The organism is Shewanella sp. cp20 (genome assembly GCF_000832025.1).
Classification (GTDB): Bacteria; Pseudomonadota; Gammaproteobacteria; order Enterobacterales; family Shewanellaceae; genus Shewanella.
The window spans coordinates 107,115-124,432 of the sequence record NZ_JPII01000030.1 but is presented as its reverse complement, the minus strand read 5'-3'; the positions used below and the strand labels follow the sequence as shown (position 1 = coordinate 124,432).

The 17,318-nt window shown below is 39.2% G+C and carries 15 protein-coding genes; 1 reads left to right on the top strand and 14 read right to left on the bottom strand.

Going from position 1 to position 17,318, the window contains the following annotated elements:
* Window positions 1–3: 3 nt before the first annotated feature.
* From rfbB to rfaH, 14 genes are all read right to left on the bottom strand, one after another.
* Window positions 4–1,068 (bottom strand): dTDP-glucose 4,6-dehydratase, encoded by a 1,065-nt coding sequence (gene rfbB / locus DB48_RS12900; RefSeq protein WP_041510671.1) that lies wholly within the window; start codon window positions 1,066–1,068, stop codon window positions 4–6.
* A 24-nt stretch (window positions 1,069–1,092) separates the two neighbouring features.
* The gene (locus DB48_RS12895; RefSeq protein ID WP_235375398.1) at window positions 1,093–1,893 is read right to left on the bottom strand and encodes a motility associated factor glycosyltransferase family protein; all 801 of its coding nucleotides are present in this window, start codon (window positions 1,891–1,893) and stop codon (window positions 1,093–1,095) included.
* 11 nt (window positions 1,894–1,904) lie between these two features.
* A complete protein-coding gene (locus DB48_RS12890; RefSeq protein WP_041510669.1) occupies window positions 1,905–2,768 on the bottom strand; it encodes a glycosyltransferase in 864 nt (287 codons plus the stop codon).
* A complete protein-coding gene (locus DB48_RS12885; RefSeq protein ID WP_152619157.1) occupies window positions 2,755–3,930 on the bottom strand; it encodes a hypothetical protein in 1,176 nt (391 codons plus the stop codon). Before DB48_RS12885 ends, DB48_RS12890 begins: the two co-directional genes overlap by 14 nt.
* A 39-nt stretch (window positions 3,931–3,969) precedes the next feature.
* Entirely contained in the window at window positions 3,970–5,184 is a 1,215-nt protein-coding gene (locus tag DB48_RS12880; protein ID WP_041510667.1) for an oligosaccharide flippase family protein, read from the bottom strand.
* 62 nt (window positions 5,185–5,246) lie between these two features.
* A complete protein-coding gene (locus DB48_RS12875; RefSeq protein WP_041510666.1) occupies window positions 5,247–6,014 on the bottom strand; it encodes a hypothetical protein in 768 nt (255 codons plus the stop codon).
* Window positions 6,011–6,772: an SDR family NAD(P)-dependent oxidoreductase gene (locus tag DB48_RS12870; RefSeq protein ID WP_041510665.1), complete on the bottom strand. Its 762-nt coding sequence runs from the start codon at window positions 6,770–6,772 to the stop codon at window positions 6,011–6,013. Before DB48_RS12870 ends, DB48_RS12875 begins: the two co-directional genes overlap by 4 nt.
* Window positions 6,773–6,799: 27 nt before the next feature.
* Window positions 6,800–7,747, bottom strand: a complete 948-nt coding sequence (locus DB48_RS12865) for a phosphoglycerate dehydrogenase (RefSeq protein ID WP_041510664.1) — start codon at window positions 7,745–7,747, stop codon at window positions 6,800–6,802.
* Window positions 7,748–7,757: 10 nt separating this feature from the next.
* A complete protein-coding gene (locus DB48_RS12860) occupies window positions 7,758–8,456 on the bottom strand; it encodes an acylneuraminate cytidylyltransferase family protein (protein ID WP_041510663.1) in 699 nt (232 codons plus the stop codon).
* Entirely contained in the window at window positions 8,457–9,392 is a 936-nt protein-coding gene (locus DB48_RS12855; protein WP_052813783.1) for a glycosyltransferase family 2 protein, read from the bottom strand. It abuts the gene before it with no gap.
* Between the two features lie 6 nt (window positions 9,393–9,398).
* Window positions 9,399–10,184: an SMP-30/gluconolactonase/LRE family protein gene (locus DB48_RS12850; protein ID WP_041510661.1), complete on the bottom strand. Its 786-nt coding sequence runs from the start codon at window positions 10,182–10,184 to the stop codon at window positions 9,399–9,401.
* 31 nt (window positions 10,185–10,215) lie between these two features.
* Window positions 10,216–11,187, bottom strand: coding sequence for a Wzz/FepE/Etk N-terminal domain-containing protein (locus DB48_RS12845; protein WP_041510688.1), 972 nt, complete (start codon window positions 11,185–11,187; stop codon window positions 10,216–10,218).
* A gap of 83 nt (window positions 11,188–11,270) precedes the next feature.
* Window positions 11,271–14,006 carry an SLBB domain-containing protein gene (locus DB48_RS12840; RefSeq protein ID WP_041510660.1) on the bottom strand — a complete coding sequence of 912 codons (2,736 nt, stop codon included), beginning with the start codon at window positions 14,004–14,006 and terminating at the stop codon, window positions 11,271–11,273.
* A gap of 675 nt (window positions 14,007–14,681) precedes the next feature.
* A complete protein-coding gene (rfaH, locus tag DB48_RS12835; RefSeq protein WP_041510659.1) occupies window positions 14,682–15,209 on the bottom strand; it encodes a transcription/translation regulatory transformer protein RfaH in 528 nt (175 codons plus the stop codon).
* Between the two features lie 575 nt (window positions 15,210–15,784).
* On the opposite strand from rfaH, the gene DB48_RS12830 reads away from it, so the two are divergent.
* A complete protein-coding gene (locus DB48_RS12830) occupies window positions 15,785–17,254 on the top strand; it encodes a peptide MFS transporter (RefSeq protein WP_041510658.1) in 1,470 nt (489 codons plus the stop codon).
* Window positions 17,255–17,318: the final 64 nt, after the last annotated feature.

Below are 17,318 nucleotides of genomic sequence, written 5' to 3'. Positions count from 1 at the left end.
TCCTTACTCTCCAGCCCCTAGACGTTCTTTGCTGTATGATCCATCTAATACGCGGCTCCACCATGAAGTGTTATTCAAGTACCATTCCACGGTTTTACGAATACCACTTTCAAACGTTTCCTGCGGCTTCCAACCTAGCTCACGTTCAATTTTCGCCGCATCAATCGCGTAGCGCACATCGTGTCCTGGGCGGTCTTTTACGTAAGTGATCAAGTCTCGATATTGAGCAACCCCTAGTGGCTTATTCGGCACCAGTTCTTCAAGCAATGAACAAATGGTTTTCACCACCTCAATGTTGGATTTTTCGTTATGGCCACCAATGTTATAGGTTTCGCCGACCACACCTTCGGTTACAACTTTATACAGTGCGCGAGCATGGTCTTCAACAAACAGCCAATCTCGAATCTGCATACCATCACCATACACTGGCAGCGGTTTACCATCTAACGCATTGAGAATCATCAGAGGGATGAGCTTTTCAGGGAAATGATAAGGACCGTAATTGTTTGAGCAATTAGTTACAATGGTTGGTAAACCGTATGTACGATGCCATGCACGGACTAAGTGATCACTTGACGCTTTAGAAGCAGAATACGGACTAGATGGTTCATAAGACGTTTTTTCGGTGAACAAATCATCAGTGCCTTCCAAATCACCGTAGACTTCGTCGGTAGAAATGTGGTGAAAGCGAAATGCCTTCTTGGCAACAGGCTCAAGAGAATTCCAATAAGAACGGCTAGCTTCAAGTAGGGTGTATGTCCCTACGATATTGGTTTCAATAAATGTTGCAGGTCCATCTATTGATCTGTCTACGTGTGACTCTGCAGCCAAATGCATCACTGCGTCAGGCTTGTACTCAGAAAATATTCGTTCTAACTCGCATGAGTCACAGATATTTACCCGCTCAAAAAAATAGCGTTCACAATCATCAACTAAAGACAAAGACTCTAAGTTACCAGCATAAGTCAATGCATCAATATTAATAACACTATGCTCTGTATTCTGTATTATATGTCGAATAACAGCTGACCCAATAAAACCAGCCCCACCCGTAATTAAAAATAACATTAAAACCGTCTCATCTATAATTAGTTATTTAAACAAGCCATAATAATCTACTCTTTCGAAAACTTCTAAATTGCCACCTACAGTAGCATTATAAACTTTCCGTCCTTGAGATTCATATGCAAGTTTAAAGTAAGAGTATGTTCTCTCAACTCTATCTAAATGTGGATCATGCCACTTTTTCCCTTTACCAAAATATTCAGGATGAAAGTGATTGGGATCATCCGAATTAGAAGTTATTTCTTCTCCGGCAACATCAGCATCACTTGGAATATGATAAGAATGGTCCATTCCAATCAAATAAATCTCACTAAAACCTAAATAATAAGCTATTTGCAGATTAATCATTGTAACACTTTGGCCACAATATAGTTTATCATTCATATCAGCAGAAAACCTAGGTATTGCAAAATAAGGACTTGTTTTATTATAATAGCCCTTATCCATACGGAAAAACCAACAGTTTTTCTTGTTTTTTAACTGACTCTTGTAATCAACAGGAAAAAATTTATATCGAGCTTCAAAGGCATTTATTTTATCTACGTTATCAAGCATAACGTGACGGTCTTCGACAACATAAAAAGTTGGTCTATACCCTTCACTTTCTGTCTTGTAAAAAATACCATTTACAGCAAAAGAATACTCATTTTTTAAAAGTGATAAATCATGTTTATTTAAAGACGGGCCATTACCTACAATAAACGCCCGTTCCCCTTTGAATTTATCTTTTAATTTACTAAAATCACTACAACCAAAAGAAAAACCCTTATCATAACGACTATAAAGAGCTTTATTGTTGTAGATAATTTTCTTAATACGTTCTTTCATTATATCAGAATTCACTTAAAAAACCTTCTAATTACTGCCATAGGCTTGAAAATTGAAGCAATGGCCAAAAATAAATATCGTTTAACACCGGTGCAAAAGAGATATTTACGATAATAATTCCTAACAATATATTCTTTTAAAACTATAAAGCGATTAGTTTTACACCCCCAAATCAAATACCTCAATTTGAAAGTCTTTTCAATTGTTGAGTATGGCATATCATTAGATACACTTCCGGAGTGAATCCTAACTCGAGTAAAAGCCCCCTCTAAATTACTAAATTTAAAACCTCTTTTTAACAATCGCGAGAAAATATCATATTCTTCCGCAGGTACATACTCTTGTCTATACTGTTCGACCTTCAAGCACATACTTCTGAATATGACTGCACCATGACATACTCCATGGCTACCTTCTTGATACCTAGAAGAGATCTCCGAGTGAGTTAACGGAAACTTAGAGTTAGTAATATCTTGCGCTTCTCCGTCTAAAAAATAGCTAACATTGCTACCTAAAACATCAACGTCATGATTAGAAATAAAATCATACTGCTTTTCAAGTCTATCAACACCCATTATGTCATCAGGATCAATTCTAACAACATACTCAGAAGCAATATGCTTACAGCCTTCATTTAGGGCATTGGCAAAACCAACATTTTCACTTAGCTCTACGACGAAAATTTGCGGAAGCTTAAGTAACCAACGGCCAACAGTAGCCAAAGAATTATCTGTAGATTTATCATCTACAAATATAATACGGTGAGGTAAAACAGATGATTGATAGATGCTATTAAAAAAATCATCTAAATAGTTATTATTGTTAAAATTAGCAGTGAGTATATCAACTGGCACAGTTCTCTTATCCAATTGCATCAGCAAACCTTTTTTCTATATAAGAAACTCTTCTCACATATGTAGCGAGAACTAAAAAAACGAACAAAACAAAAGCATCGAATTTAATTACATCTTCGATCATAAAATTATGAAAACAAAAGTATAACAATAAAAACAGTATCGACTTCAACTTTCTGTTTTTGATCTTATAAATACTAATAAAACTCATGAGAAATAGGGTTAAAAATATAAAAAATGCACCAAAAGCTATCCGATTACCAATTGATAAAAATGTATTATGATAGTTCAATAATGGCATTTTTGGATCTGTATATAGCAAAGAGTTCCCCCAAGGCTCTAACGTCATGTGTTCCCAGCCTTTAGCAAAGAACAGCAACCTTGAAACGTCCGCCATACCTTCAGCTGAGAACCTAGAAGAAGAAAAAATGTCGGAAAACAAAAACATTGGCGAGACAATTAGTGCCGTAGCAAATAATAAAAACGTCAAAATAATTAGGTAGGTTGCTTTTTGCTTTGTAATACTAAATTGATATATCAGATACCCACATAAAATAATTAAAGCAAATAACGCTGGAGACCGAGACTGAGTGAGTAAACCCAAAATTATAAAAAATAATAAAGCTAAAATGTATAACTTTTTGGTTCCCACATTTATCATTGTGGCAACAATAATCACAACGCAAAAATTGATATATAAATTCAAATGAGTAACACCTAAAGAGAAATCAAAAAAGCGACCAAAGAATAAATATTCTCTTGCCATATAACCTCTTCGCTCTCCAAGAAACAAAGCTAAATCAGATGGAACTGCGACCAAGAATGTGTATAAGACAACTATCATGGAAGAAATAAAAAAACATATAACAATTGGTTTTAATTGATGACTATTTCTAACTAACCAGTCCCCAAGAATATAAGCAACCATTACCAAGGGGATGAACAAGATATTCCTTGCCCATTCTACATATAATATTTGATGCGGCAAAGTATACAAAATCAAAGATATTAATACTATGTAAGTAAAAAATAAATAGTTAAGTGTTTTTATTCTAACAACTGTAAAACTAACCATCAATAATATAGGGATACTAAAAACAGCTATCGGTGTCCAGGAGTAACTTAGAACAGTGACAAAAATAAATAATTGAAAAGCAAGCAATTCTAATTTTGAGGCATTCAAAGTAAAATTCACTTATTTATATGAAAATAAAATATAAAATTAGAACCCCTTAAGGGCCAATTCCTTTTTAGACTTTAGAATTATAAGAAGAAACACAATAATGTTAGCGAATAAAGATATTAAAACCATACCACGGACAGCAAAGCTATCAACAAAGAAAAAATTAATAAGAAACTGAAGGGAGAAAGTAACTAAAATGATTTTAGCCATATATCCGCCCTGACCGAAATAATACAAAATATTACTTACAATAAGGATTAATGATTGAACAAGAAACGGAAACATCAATAGCTTCAAATAATATATACTGTTTAAGTAATCAACCTTATAAAATATAGTAACAATCTCTCTCGCGACAAAATATATAACAAAAGCCAATATTGCCAAAAATATAGTAGCTGGGTACAAAAACATTTTAATCCTTTTAAAATTATTTTGTTTCAGACATGTATTTATCTCTGGCACTAATACTAAGTTAATAACAGTTGCAGCAATCAACAAAACTGATGCAAACTGAAATGCTAACGAGTATTCACCCAAAGTCACAGTACCAACCTTACTCTCAATTATCCAACGGTCTGCTCCGAGTTTTAACCACCAACCTAATGCTTGTGGTAAAAAAAGCAACGCCATGATGAATGTTGATTTAAACGAATCTGCGTTAAAATCTAAACGATTGAGAGCTAAATATAACTTCACCTTTGTAAATTTAAACAGAAAACAACTAACCAACAGTTGCAAAAAACTAGCAAATAATAATCCATATAACCAACTTAGATAGCCAAAACCAAAGACAACAAAAAAAATCGTAATCAAAGATAAGCTTATAGTAAAAGTTAAATTGGAGATCACATAACTTGATGCATTTCTTTCACATTGATAGACAGCCAACTGAAAAACAGATAGACATCTCATTAATATGGATAAAACCAACATAACCAATATGTATTTAAATTCGAAACCAACAATGATTGAAACTATCAGGATAAACAAAGCCAACGAAAAGCTAATTATAAAGTGTTCTCGTTTACTAGCTAAAAATTTTGTACGTGGTAACTTAAAGAAGTCAATTCTTGTAGTAGCTTGTATATTGAATGAGATTAATATGAAAAACAATTCATATATAACAAAAATCAAGCTATAGCGACCGAAATCTTCAACTGATATATTTTTGGCTACATAAAGCGTTGTGATAAAAGGAGCTAGTTTCGCTATTCCCTCACTGACAGCATACTTAATAAAATTAGTTACCATATACCCAAAAATCTATTGACAATCAAACATCAAAACAACCATTCCCTAATAAAATTAGGGTACTAACGCTCTAAATCTGAGTCTAAAACTCTTGAAACGCTAACACCAATATACTCAAGCCCTTTTTGATTATAATGAACGTTATCAACTGTAAAGGATTTAATTTCCACGTCACTCCACCCTCTTAGATTAACGCTTTTACTTAAATGTCGTATAAGAAATTTGTCTTGATTAAGTTGTTCATTTATGCAGGACGGTCTTGCTCTCCAGTAATTCCCATCCCAGTCAGATAATACCGGATTAATACCTATATATATTAAATTATTAATAGCACTTAATTTAGGAAGAATTTCATTCTCCAAAAACTCAAGGGACATGAACTGCAGTGTTTTCTCCCCCTCATAATCGCAGAGATAGTCAGTTCTATTTTCAAAGTAATGTAACCAACCTTTACTCTTTAAATATTCGCGTTTCCCATCTAACATACTTTGATAGGATGATAGCGGTCTAGGAGCAAAATCTACTATCCCACAATGTAAAACAACATGGTCGTAATTTTCGACGCTATGCTCATAAAAATTCAGGAAATCTAATATACTTGTGAATTTATGCGGGCAAAATTTATAAGTAACATTATAGTCTCTGAAGAAGTTAAGGTAAGAGAAAAAAGGGTTTCTTTGTTTATAAAAACTTTCAACCGCCGTACCTCTAGAGTCTGTATAGAGAAGAAGAGTTAAGTTTCCTTTACGACAAAAAGAGACTTTGATCTTATATAGTACAACAAAGAAGTTACAAATAATTTTAGCTACAATTTTTTTTAATTTTTTCATGATGGATCACTCAAACACCCTTGTATACCACCGCTTGCACTGATACAGGCTCCTTGCACAAACCCCGCTTCATCTGAGCTCAAAAACAGAGCCAACTTGGCTATCTCTTGAGGGGTGCCTACACGACCTAGTGGATGAAAAGCTTCTAACTTTTTATACTGTTGTTCTTTTCCAGCAAAACCAGCCTTAAGCATTGCCGTAGCAATCGCCGCTGGTTCTATTGCGTTAATCCTTACTTTGTCACCTATGTCTAAAACCATATTGCGAGTCATAGCACTTAAAGCTGCCTTAGTCGTTGCATAAGCAACAAACTGCTTTTTAGTTTGCGTAGCATGAATGCTGCTTATGTTGACGATTGACCCAAAATTTCTCTCTAAGTCTTTAATAAAAAGTTGAGATAAAAAGAAAGGTGCAGACAAATTTACATTAAAACTTAGATTCCATTGCTCTCTCGTAATAGCCCTGCTGTCAGCTAAAATTTGAATTGCAGCATTATTAATCAAGCAACTAATCCCCGAACCTTCGGTGATTAGGTTGACTTTTTGATAGAACTCCATTGCATAAGCTTCATCCAGTACAAATTTGTCCAAATCTAACGCTAAAAAATTCACCCCATCCGCTTTATGATCACTATGCTTTACGTCGGTAGCTATGACACTGTATCCAGAGTTAACAAATTCGTGTACCAGAGCTTGCCCTATACCGCCTAAAGCACCTGTAATTAGAGCCCACTGATTCTTACTATTAGCATGCTGCATTGGAGTTCTCTCACATCTTGTTTTGAACTATTGCGATTTATCACTCTTCAAAAATTCTGACATACGCAAAATCGCTTGATGAGTTGCTCGCCTGACGCCTTCTTTTGTATTACTTCCGTTATGAGAGCCAAAAATACATTGCGGCATATCACGTAAGGGGGAAAATTCAGGTAGAGGTTCTACTTCAAATACATCTAAACCAGCTGCAGCAACATGACCAGATTGCAATGCGTTAATTAATGCAACTTCATCGATAAGTGGACCTCTTGCAACATTGACGATCATCACACCTGATTTAAGCTTATTGATAACTTCAGCATTAAGCATATGATGATTTTTACTATTTAAAGCACAAGTAAACACAAGAAAATCGAGTTCTTCTACTGCTTTAGGAAACTCTTCTCTAGTTACATATTGATAACCTTTGTCACCTTGAACGCCAGGATCATAGACTGTTACGTCAACATCAAAACCTCCTAAGCGCTTAACTAGGCTTTCACCAATATCACCAAAGCCTACTACACCAACTTTCTTACCACTGATACTCATGCCCGCAGGCTTTGGCCAACCATGATTATTTCTTATTTCACGGTCTATATAATAAGTTTGTCTAGCTAACCCTAATAACAAAGCCATTCCTACATCAGCCACTTCGCCACCAAACATATTGGGGGTATTTGTAATAGGAATGCCAAGACGCTCACACGCTTGAAAATCTACATTATCGACTCCAATCCCCCACTTAACAGCAGCAGTAAGGTTACCGTTTACAGCCGCTTCAAATACCTGTTCGGTTGCAGGGTCATCGCCAATGATCCAACCATCATACTCAGGCAATAACGCCATTAACTCGGCTTCTGACAGGACCTGGGTTGTATTTGCTGCAACAAGCTCCAAACCTAAAGTTCGCGCAGGCTCAACAAACTCTTCAAACATGCCTAACATCGGCGGACATGTTACTAGTACTTTCTTCATATTCATGCCTTTATAGTGTTACCAAGCCTTTCTCTAGCATGTAATGAGTCATCACTACAGCTCTATCCCAATCATCTGGTGTATCAATATCTGAGCACTCCATCGCAGGCGAAACCATCATGCTAGGCTTTGCTCCAATACGTGCTTTGGTTTTTGAAAAGCTCTCACGATTAAACAAATACAAATTAGAGTTCTCTTCAAACCATGGCTCTAAATCTTGTGTTGGGATTAAATTATCTGGATCGTGGTTAATAGCTTCACACTTCTCCGTATAAAAGCGAGTTTGTATTTTATTAACGGTAAACAAAGAATCCGCTGACGCAGATAATAGTTCATCGCTATATTGCTTAATTGCTCTTCTAATCGTGTCTGAAGATAGCAAAGGATTTGTAGTATGAGTCATTAAATAAATATCGGCTTCTACATTATCGACATCATCCGCTAACACTCGATTCATAGACACTTCATCTCCACAAATCTCGCTCTTTCGGTCCCTAATCAATATTCGGTCTGTAGAAATTAATCCGTTCTCAGCCAAAATGTCTTTAGCATCGGTATTTATAACAATCTGATCTATTTCCTCGACAGCCAAAAGACTGTCTAAAATCCAACGAAAAAGAGGCTTCCCACAAAAATCCCTAAAATTTTTCCCCTTGACTCGAGTGCTATTTGCCTTCATTGGTAAAAGCGCAACTATTTTTTTACTCATTCAATTTATATCCTTCTTACTGATAGTAGATGTAATACTCATATCTGTTACCCGTGGATAAAAGTATTTCATCTTCATTTCTTTTGATAGTTTTCTATGAATATGATTACCACGATAGGCGCCTGAATACTGACAATATCTAAACATTAAAATCGAATATATCTCTTTAAAGAAAACCTTATCCCTTAATGCCACACGAATGTCTTTCAAAATACCAGCAAATATATATGAAAGAGTATCGAATATACTCAAATGAATTTCAGGCATAATTTTTTGGAGAGCGAGAGCCTCTCTCTCATATCGAACCTTGACTTTATTCCATGTTTCATCATGAATATGAAAAACGCATGCCTCAGCAACATAACCCAATTGATAACCATTCACCACTAACTCTTTTGCTAAAAACATATCTTCGCAGCCAGTAAGAGTTTCATCAAAGTTGTACTTTTCCCAAACATCTTTTCTTAATGCAGAGTTTGCATTATTACAAAATATACCCTTTTGCGGCAACTGACTTTCTATCGGAAAGTATTTACTAAATAACTGACGCTCGCTAAATTTTGTCCCATCTCGACCAACTTGCCTACCATAAGTATAAGCAATATTCATATCAGCTAAAGGGCTTACCAGTTTTTCAATCCAGTCCACACTAGTAGGAATGCAATGGCCACTTACAAAAACCAAATACTGCCCGTTTGCAAATTCACAACCAAAATTCAAAGAGCGACCGAAAGTGAACTCACTTTTATCTATATAGGTTATTCTACAGTTATATTTTTTAGCTATGAGCAACGTATTATCGGAGGAACCAGAGTCTACAATCACAACCTCAATTCTGAATTTTTCTGAAACTTGTTTACCAACAATAGTTAACAATTCTTCTAAATGCTTCTCTTCATTTAAAGTCCTGATAACGACACTAACTAATTCCCGCATAATGCTCTACAACTCTATATAAAATAATTTACCACTATCTACTGATTGTTCTCTAGCACTTGTTACTATCAAGTTATTAGTATTGTAAGCTTTACAATTAGTAGGTCTTTTTATAGGAAGGTTAATTTCCAAAACAAAGTTACCTTGCAAATCATATTTATGAATAAATCCACCATCCCACATCGCTATATAAATAAAACCATCAACAATACAACCACCGTCGGGCGTATAACCCTTATCAGACAAATCTAACCAAGTTCTTACATCTTTCACTTTTGAAAATGAAACATCAAATTCAAACCTATAAACTAATTTAAGTAGCGAATCCGATATTAAGTAAACACAATCACTGATCTTAATAAATGAGTTTGGAATACCTAAGCTTTCATAGACTTTAACTGATTCATGTTCATTTGTAATCCAAAGAGCACCATCTTGCCCTGGATTTTCCTTTTTCATTGTACCGAACAAATATTTGTTTCTACTTATTTTTACGCCATCATTTGCTCGGTAATCAGACTTCTTAAAAGCTAAAGGGATTTTATATTTTACAGACCAAATTGAATTTTCTGTATCAAAGACACAAACACCGCTTTCACTTGCCAAAACCACTTGACTTTCTAAAACTTCTAGTACAGCGCTAGCTTGCTCTGGTAATTCATACTGAGAAATACAATTTTGGTCTTTAATAAAAAGTTTTTTGCTGAGGATATCTAGCCAATAAATTCTATCACCAGAGATATACAATCCCTCGCCCAACTCACTTCTAATTGATTCAATCACCCTAATCATTTTAGCTCTCACATATAAAAAACTAGTAGTATCAACAGCGCTTACGATTAAAATGCAACAAGATTACCAGTACAACTGATAAGATCCCTCCAAGAAATGTACCTAAAATACAGATAATTGCCCTTTTGGGTTTAAACTTTTCCTCAGGAACAAAAGCTGAATCAATAGTTTTAAAAACATACTCATCCCTTACCTCGGCGAACATGATAGTCTTGGCTTGCTCTTCAATTAACTTATATAAAATTGCTCGGATATCTGCAACATTAGTCAAAGAAATTTGCTTATTTAGAAATTCACTACTACGAATGGCCTCCGCAACATCGCGCTCTTTCATTTCTGTATTTATATCTTCAACTAACCATTCAAGCCATGTTTTAGCTAGCTTCGGAGAAAAATGCTCAAGTGAAATTGTTACGATACCTGTTTCCTTCGCAACAGAGATATTCATTAGCTCTGAAAATGCTTCATATGCTTCTAATGGAGATGGTTTAGGTTTATAAGGTAGCTTTACACTACGAATCCATTTCTTAGCTACCGGGTCATAATCGTCTGTCTTATAAATAATAGAATCTCGTTCCATGTCCCAATATTCTATAGCCATAAGTTCTATCAGAATATTATGTCTTTCAATGAAACCTATTATAAAATCCCTAGATTTGATTACCTCAACTGCTAATTTAGTGTCATCTAAAGAACTATTACCAATATTAATTCCAGCCATACTGGCTAGGCCACCAAACTGTGAGGCTAAAGCACTTAGGCCCCCCCCCTGTTCATCGCTAGCCGGAGCTAGTACAACTTCACTTTTATATACATTCGGTTGCATCAAAGCGAAGAGAACCGAACCTAAAGCAAAAACTGCTGTTACAGCAATGATTAACCACTTTCCTTGCCAGATAACGCTAAACAATTCACCTAAATCAATTTCATCATTTACTTGGTTTACTTGAGTTTGCATTTCAGGAAATTTCACATCGCCGTAGTTTTTAATCTCTGTAGACATAGAAAATTTGTCTCGGTATTTCATGATCCAAAAAGTAACAAAGCACCTTAATGAGTTATCCATTAAAGTGCTCATATGAAGTGCTATAAATTGGCAATTGTCGCTAACGCCACGGCGCTGTTATAGATAATGCCGGTAACCTGAGTCCAAAGTGTTAGGTTGTCTTTATACTCAGTATCCAATGGTACGATAATGGTGTCGCCAGGTGTAAGCTCAGTATTGCTACTAAACCACATAGAACGATTCGGCAGTATCACCGAACCATTTGCCTTGACAATGTAGGTTCTATCTTCGTCAGCTCGCTCTCTAGCTCCACCCGACATTTCAAGATACTGATCTAGAGTTAGACCTTCCTTAAACCTGTGGGTAGCGGCATGTTGAACTTCACCCATTACTGCAATCGTCTGCTTAACTGACGGGACATAAAGAATATCTTGATCTTCTAGTTGAAGATCCGCCTGCTCGATGCCAATTGAGATTGCTGACAAATCAACAACCAGGCGACCTACAGCCTTGATGTTTTCAAGGTCGTTGAGCATCAATTGCGCATCGCTATAATTCACAACATTACCATCTTTAGATACACCGCGAGTGGCGATGTCACGACGCAGTTGGTCGGCAAGCTTCTTGATCTCAAGCTGCTCTTGTTGACGCACTGATTCACGAACGAAGACTGAAGAAGGTAAATAAGCATACTGGGTAAAACCACCTGCACGGTCTACAACATCGGCAAGCGTCTCACCGCGACGAATGTTATACACGCCAGGGAATTTAACCTCGCCGCGAATCTCAACCGCTTTATTTTCCTGCCAATCAGGTGTTGTCATTACGGTGAGAATATCTCTTGGATTAAGCAGTGAGTTCGCATCACTATTGCCTGCCAAAGCTTGTGCCAAATTGATGCTAGAATGCTTAACGCTTGATTCCTCACTCCCTATCACAGTAGATGTCAATTCGGCTCTGGCCGTATAAGCACCTTCGACTAATCCACCCGCTGCAGTCACTAAATCCTTGACCTTCGCCCCTTGTGTTAGCGGGTACACGCCGGGATGACGAACCTTACCACTAATTGCAACAACTTGTGTGCCATTATCTGAGTTACCTTGTGCAGCAAGCTCGGCCACTACAGGGTAAAGCAGCTCACTGCGATTCATTGAACCACTGAGTTTAATAAGCTCCTTATCATCAAACAGGTTAGCCAGCATCTTGCTAACTTCGCCCTTGATCAATTGCTCTTTGTCATCAGGTGCCTCTTTAGCAATAACTACCCCGCCAAGTTGACTGCGCTGTGAAAGTTGCATCTTATCAAGCTGTGAGAAGCCAGCCTTAAACAGATCGTTACCCACCAAGCTGTCGCCTGTAAGTGATGTGACCTTTTTAACTCTTTGCTTTACCAGCTTATTTAACTCATAACGGTTTTGAGTATCGTCGCTATAGTTGAATAGCATCACCTTATCACGAGGCTGCAATAACAAGTCCTGCGTTAAATCCTTCTCGGCAATAGCGAGACTTGGTGAGAATTGCAGCACCTTAACCTTACCGTAACGGTTGACCTCACGAACGATAATGGCGTAGTTGAGATCGGCTGACATCGACAGATCGCCCCAAAGTGATGGCAGAAGATCACTAATCTTTTGGCCATCAAACCATTGGTACTTTCCTGGGCGCACGACAGCCCCCACTACGGTAATGGCATCTTCAAACTGACCTGAAGCGTTTTTAACTCGGATAAAGTCGCCGGGTTGAGCTTTAGTCGACTTTCCTTTTAAAGAAGTCAGATCCACATTAACAATAGAGCGAAGGCCGTTGCTGTTATAGCGTTCGATACTACTGCTCTTAGGGTAGGCTCCTGGTTTGACACCTGCCGCCATAGCAACGATATCGGCAACCGTTTCATTTCGCTTAAGCTCGTATATCGCTGGGCGACGAACTTCCCCTGTAATACTAACTAACCCACCAACAGGAGGAATAAACACCACATCGCCGGAGCGCAGACGAATATCCCCCGACGCATCACCGCGCATCAGCAAGTCATAAAGATCCATACTACCGACTAACTTGCCGTTACGTTTGACTTGGATATTACGTAGCGAACCAATCTCATTTACCCCACCAGCGACAAATAGCGCCTGGGTAATAGTCGACAAACTAGACACTGTGTATGAACCAGGCTTATAGGCATCGCCTGCAACAAAGATGCGAATCGAGCGCAGTTCACCCATGGTGATATTAGATTCGATACCTATCATCTGCTGAGAGATACGATGATTTAAAGACTCTCTCAGCTCGGCAAAGCTTAAGCCTGCTACCGAGATAGGACCAAGTTCAGGAAATTGGATGCTGCCTTCACGGTTAATGACAAGATCATACTCTTTATTTTCTTTACCAAAGAGTTGCACCTTAATTCTGTCACCCGGCCCCACCAAGTACTCACTAGGCACTGGCACGTCTGAGACAGGCGCAAAGGTCGTTGGCTCGCCCTGAAACAACTCGTACCCGAAGCGCACTAACTGATTTTTCTGTTCATCTTGCGAGAAGTTAAGCTCGTTTGCCGCATCACGCGAATGATCGACGACCTCATTAGTGGCACGAGGCTCAACGACTTGCGGATTATCAAGCTTCTGCTGTGATGGGTTTGCACCGCCAAGCATTGCTGGATCGATACCGTATTGACGCGCGAGTCTTTGCTGCTCAGATGCTGGCAGGTTCTTAAATTGCTCTATCATTTGCGGCGAAGGCGTGATTGCCTGCGCCTGCGTCCCCACTAAAAACAGTGCGGCAACCGCTGTTAGAATGACTTTTTTGGTTCGTTGTAACACCGATACTCTCCATTGATAAAGGCAAGGTCTAAAAAATGTTCTGTCTTAAACACTATTGATTGGCATTCAGGCACACTACCGCCCCGCGTGGCAGCGACCTGACTCAGTACATCCGGTACTTCACTCTTCGAGCCAGTTAAAGCTGTTAATGATTGTTCCTGACAATCATTTTCGGCGTCCACTAAAAGACAAAATAGTTTCTGTCTTTTGCCTTTCAGGCACGCTACCGCCCATAGGTTACGGCTCCCAACATGCCCTTCGCCACGCGAAAATCAGTTTGTAAATTAACTTTTGCTAAAACACTTTGCTTAAGATGCCTTACAAAATGACACATTAAACAAAGTACTTTTGCGCTATCTTGAAGAAAAACGATTCATTGTACTGGAACAAAAAGACAATTACTGCTCACATAGCCATCAATTGTTCAATACAATCGAATGCGATCATTACCATCGGCTTAAAACAGCTTGATCCGGGCACGAAACAACCAAAATCTATGTCCAAATAGCCCAAACACCGACGCAACGATTAGAGCATCATGACAATGAATCATTCTCTATGGCAGATCTCTTACATACATTAGCGCCAACAGCCTACTCCTTATCCCTTAATCCATGTGTAACTGTGTCTTCGAAGCCCTGCTTAAATAAGCCAGTGGCAACTCACATATCTTCCTTAAACACCCTTGACGCTAGCTCGTGAAACAGACACCCTCTTTTGCTGCCCCATGATCTCAAACAGGATGTGGCAACGCTTATCGCCGCTCTCCTCTTCAAAGATCCCTTCAAGTTCCTTAAATGGTCCATCGACGAACTTCACCTTGTCACCGACAACCAACGCCTGCTCACCATTTTCCGCTAGCTTAGTGTCATTTGGTAGTTGCAGGGCATTAAGCATTTTTGCCTCTCGCATCTTGATAGAGTGCACTATGGCGTCGTCTATCGCCGTCATCTCCTCACGACAACCTATGATTCGAGACACGCCTCGCGTCGAATGTATCTTACTAACGCTCATCTCAAGCGGGTCGAAATAGACAAACAGGTAACAGGGAAATAGCGGCAGACGCTTAACACTGGTCTTGCCGGCCTTGGTGATCTGTTGTGGGAGAGTGGGCAGGTAAGTCTCTATCTGTTGCAATGCAAGATTTTGCTGCGCGCGCGTTTCGCCGCGAGGTTTGCAATACACAAGATACCAAGACTTCATAATTTCCTTAAGAACCTATTTTTATCGTTAGCTAACACTTAATCACCGCTATGACTGACACCAATGCGGCCTTACTATCACAACTACTGTGTTTGCAAGACGCTTAGAATAACGCGCAATGCAAAGATAACGAGATATTTCAGGTGACATCCAATTCACGGCCGAAATCATAGCAAATACTCTAGGGCAAAGAAAAGAGCGTTTTTCCTCTATTTCACCTGCCCACTGCGTCATCATCAGTTAAATCTTTGGCTCGTCGCGAAGAGGCGCAATCAGTCATCCCTAAGCCCCTCCAACCAGTGATGATTTGTTGGTCAGTTAGCCCAGGTAAATTGACTTTTAGGCGATGAAAAGGGTATATAAGATGGGTTTGATAAAATTTAATACGCTAAATATTAAAATATAATAAATTCTCGCAACAAACTTAGAACGCGGCAAGGACGATTGGTCAACATTTTCATTGAGTTAGACTAATCAAGCGCCTCTATTCAACAAGCGAGCTATATTAGCAACAACCATTTTTCTACATAGTTTTTGTTATGTAGGCAATCACAAGCTGAAGGTGGAAGACTTACATGAGTGCAGCAAAACCCCAAGGTACGATGCTCGGCCATCCTAAGGGACTGTTCCTGTTGTTTACAACTGAGTTATGGGAACGTTTCAGTTACTATGCGATGCGAGCCATCCTGGTACTATATCTCGTCGATGCAGTCCAATCACAAGGTGGTCATGGTCTAGGTTGGACCCAGGCCGACGCCCTAAATCTTTACGGAACATTCACAGGTCTTGTTTACCTAACGCCCCTCATCGGTGGTTGGCTCGCCGATACCTTCTTAGGTCAGCGTAAAGCCATCATCATAGGTGGCGCCCTGATGGCGGCAGGTCAATTTATTCTGGGTACCCCTCATGCGTGGGTACAGGGCATGGAAACCGAAGTATTCTATGTCGGCCTAGGTGTCCTTATTCTAGGTAACGGCCTGTTCAAGCCAAACATCTCTACCATGGTAGGTGACCTATACGAAGAAGGCGATCATCGCCGTGATGGTGCCTTCACCATCTTCTATATGGGTATTAACGTTGGTGCCTTCCTTTCAGGTATCATCGTTGGTTCGGTCGTCGCTTACTTCGATGGCAACTTCCAGGCAGGCTTCATCTGCGCCGGTATCGGTATGGTCATCTCACTGATCATCCAATTCCTGTTCGCACAAAAGCTTCTTGGCGATATTGGTCGTACTCCAGCGGCTCAACTTGAAAAGCAAAGAGCAGCAGAAAAAGGTGAAGTTCGTAAAGAGCCACTAACCAAAGTTGAGCGCGATCGCATCAAGGTGATCATGATCATGGGTCTGTTTACCATCATCTTCTGGGCTGGTTTCGAGCAAGCTGGCGGCCTGATGAACCTGTTCACCAACGACTTCACCGACCGTATGATCGGTACCTGGGAAGTCCCTACTACTTGGTTCCAGTCATTGAACGCCATGTTCATCGTGATCTTCGCCCCTGTAGTGGCTTCTATTTGGGTTCGTCTTGGCGACAGAGAGCCAAACTCACCGGTAAAATTCGCATTAGGTCTGGTATTACTCGCAACAGGCTTCCTGTTTATGATCGGTGCGGTACTGGAAATGGGTGGTGACGCTAGCGCCAAGTCAAGCATGTGGTGGTTGGTAGGCGCTTATTTCTTCCACACCATGGGCGAATTGTGTCTCTCTCCAATTGGTCTCTCTATGGTGACCAAGCTGGCTCCGCTGCGTATCGCATCACTAATGATGGGTGCCTGGTTCCTGTTTGTTGCCGCAGCAAACAAGATTGGCGGTATTATCGGTTCATTCATCGGCCATGGTGGCGAGAAAGAAGAGCAGCTAGCCAACGCTATGTCTATCTTCGCTGGCATCGCTATCACCGCCGCGCTGTCAGGCGTTATCCTCTACTTCATGGCGGATAAACTGGTTGACTGGATGCATGGCGCCGAAGATAGCCACCACACTGAAGAAGAAGCCTTAGAAGAAGAGATTGCAATTACTGCAGAGCACGAAGCAATCAAGCGCTAATGGTTTATCACCTGAAAAGAATGCTAATCGCTTATCACTAGCAAGTTAGCATCATAAAAAACGC

What these genes read in the sequence shown, in the direction of transcription:
- DB48_RS12875 (WP_041510666.1), bottom strand. Translation starts at nt 6,014, where the DNA reads ATGAAAAAATTAAAAAAAATTGTAGCTAAAATTATTTGTAACTTCTTT.
- DB48_RS12880 (WP_041510667.1), bottom strand. Translation starts at nt 5,184, where the DNA reads ATGGTAACTAATTTTATTAAGTATGCTGTCAGTGAGGGAATAGCGAAA.
- DB48_RS12850 (WP_041510661.1), bottom strand. Translation starts at nt 10,184, where the DNA reads ATGATTAGGGTGATTGAATCAATTAGAAGTGAGTTGGGCGAGGGATTG.
- DB48_RS12860 (WP_041510663.1), bottom strand. Translation starts at nt 8,456, where the DNA reads ATGAGTAAAAAAATAGTTGCGCTTTTACCAATGAAGGCAAATAGCACT.
- DB48_RS12890 (WP_041510669.1), bottom strand. Translation starts at nt 2,768, where the DNA reads ATGCAATTGGATAAGAGAACTGTGCCAGTTGATATACTCACTGCTAAT.
- rfaH (WP_041510659.1), bottom strand. Translation starts at nt 15,209, where the DNA reads ATGAAGTCTTGGTATCTTGTGTATTGCAAACCTCGCGGCGAAACGCGC.
- DB48_RS12830 (WP_041510658.1), top strand. Translation starts at nt 15,785, where the DNA reads ATGAGTGCAGCAAAACCCCAAGGTACGATGCTCGGCCATCCTAAGGGA.
- DB48_RS12870 (WP_041510665.1), bottom strand. Translation starts at nt 6,772, where the DNA reads ATGCAGCATGCTAATAGTAAGAATCAGTGGGCTCTAATTACAGGTGCT.
- DB48_RS12855 (WP_052813783.1), bottom strand. Translation starts at nt 9,392, where the DNA reads ATGCGGGAATTAGTTAGTGTCGTTATCAGGACTTTAAATGAAGAGAAG.
- rfbB (WP_041510671.1), bottom strand. Translation starts at nt 1,068, where the DNA reads ATGTTATTTTTAATTACGGGTGGGGCTGGTTTTATTGGGTCAGCTGTT.
- DB48_RS12865 (WP_041510664.1), bottom strand. Translation starts at nt 7,747, where the DNA reads ATGAAGAAAGTACTAGTAACATGTCCGCCGATGTTAGGCATGTTTGAA.
- DB48_RS12895 (WP_235375398.1), bottom strand. Translation starts at nt 1,893, where the DNA reads ATGAAAGAACGTATTAAGAAAATTATCTACAACAATAAAGCTCTTTAT.
- DB48_RS12845 (WP_041510688.1), bottom strand. Translation starts at nt 11,187, where the DNA reads ATGTCTACAGAGATTAAAAACTACGGCGATGTGAAATTTCCTGAAATG.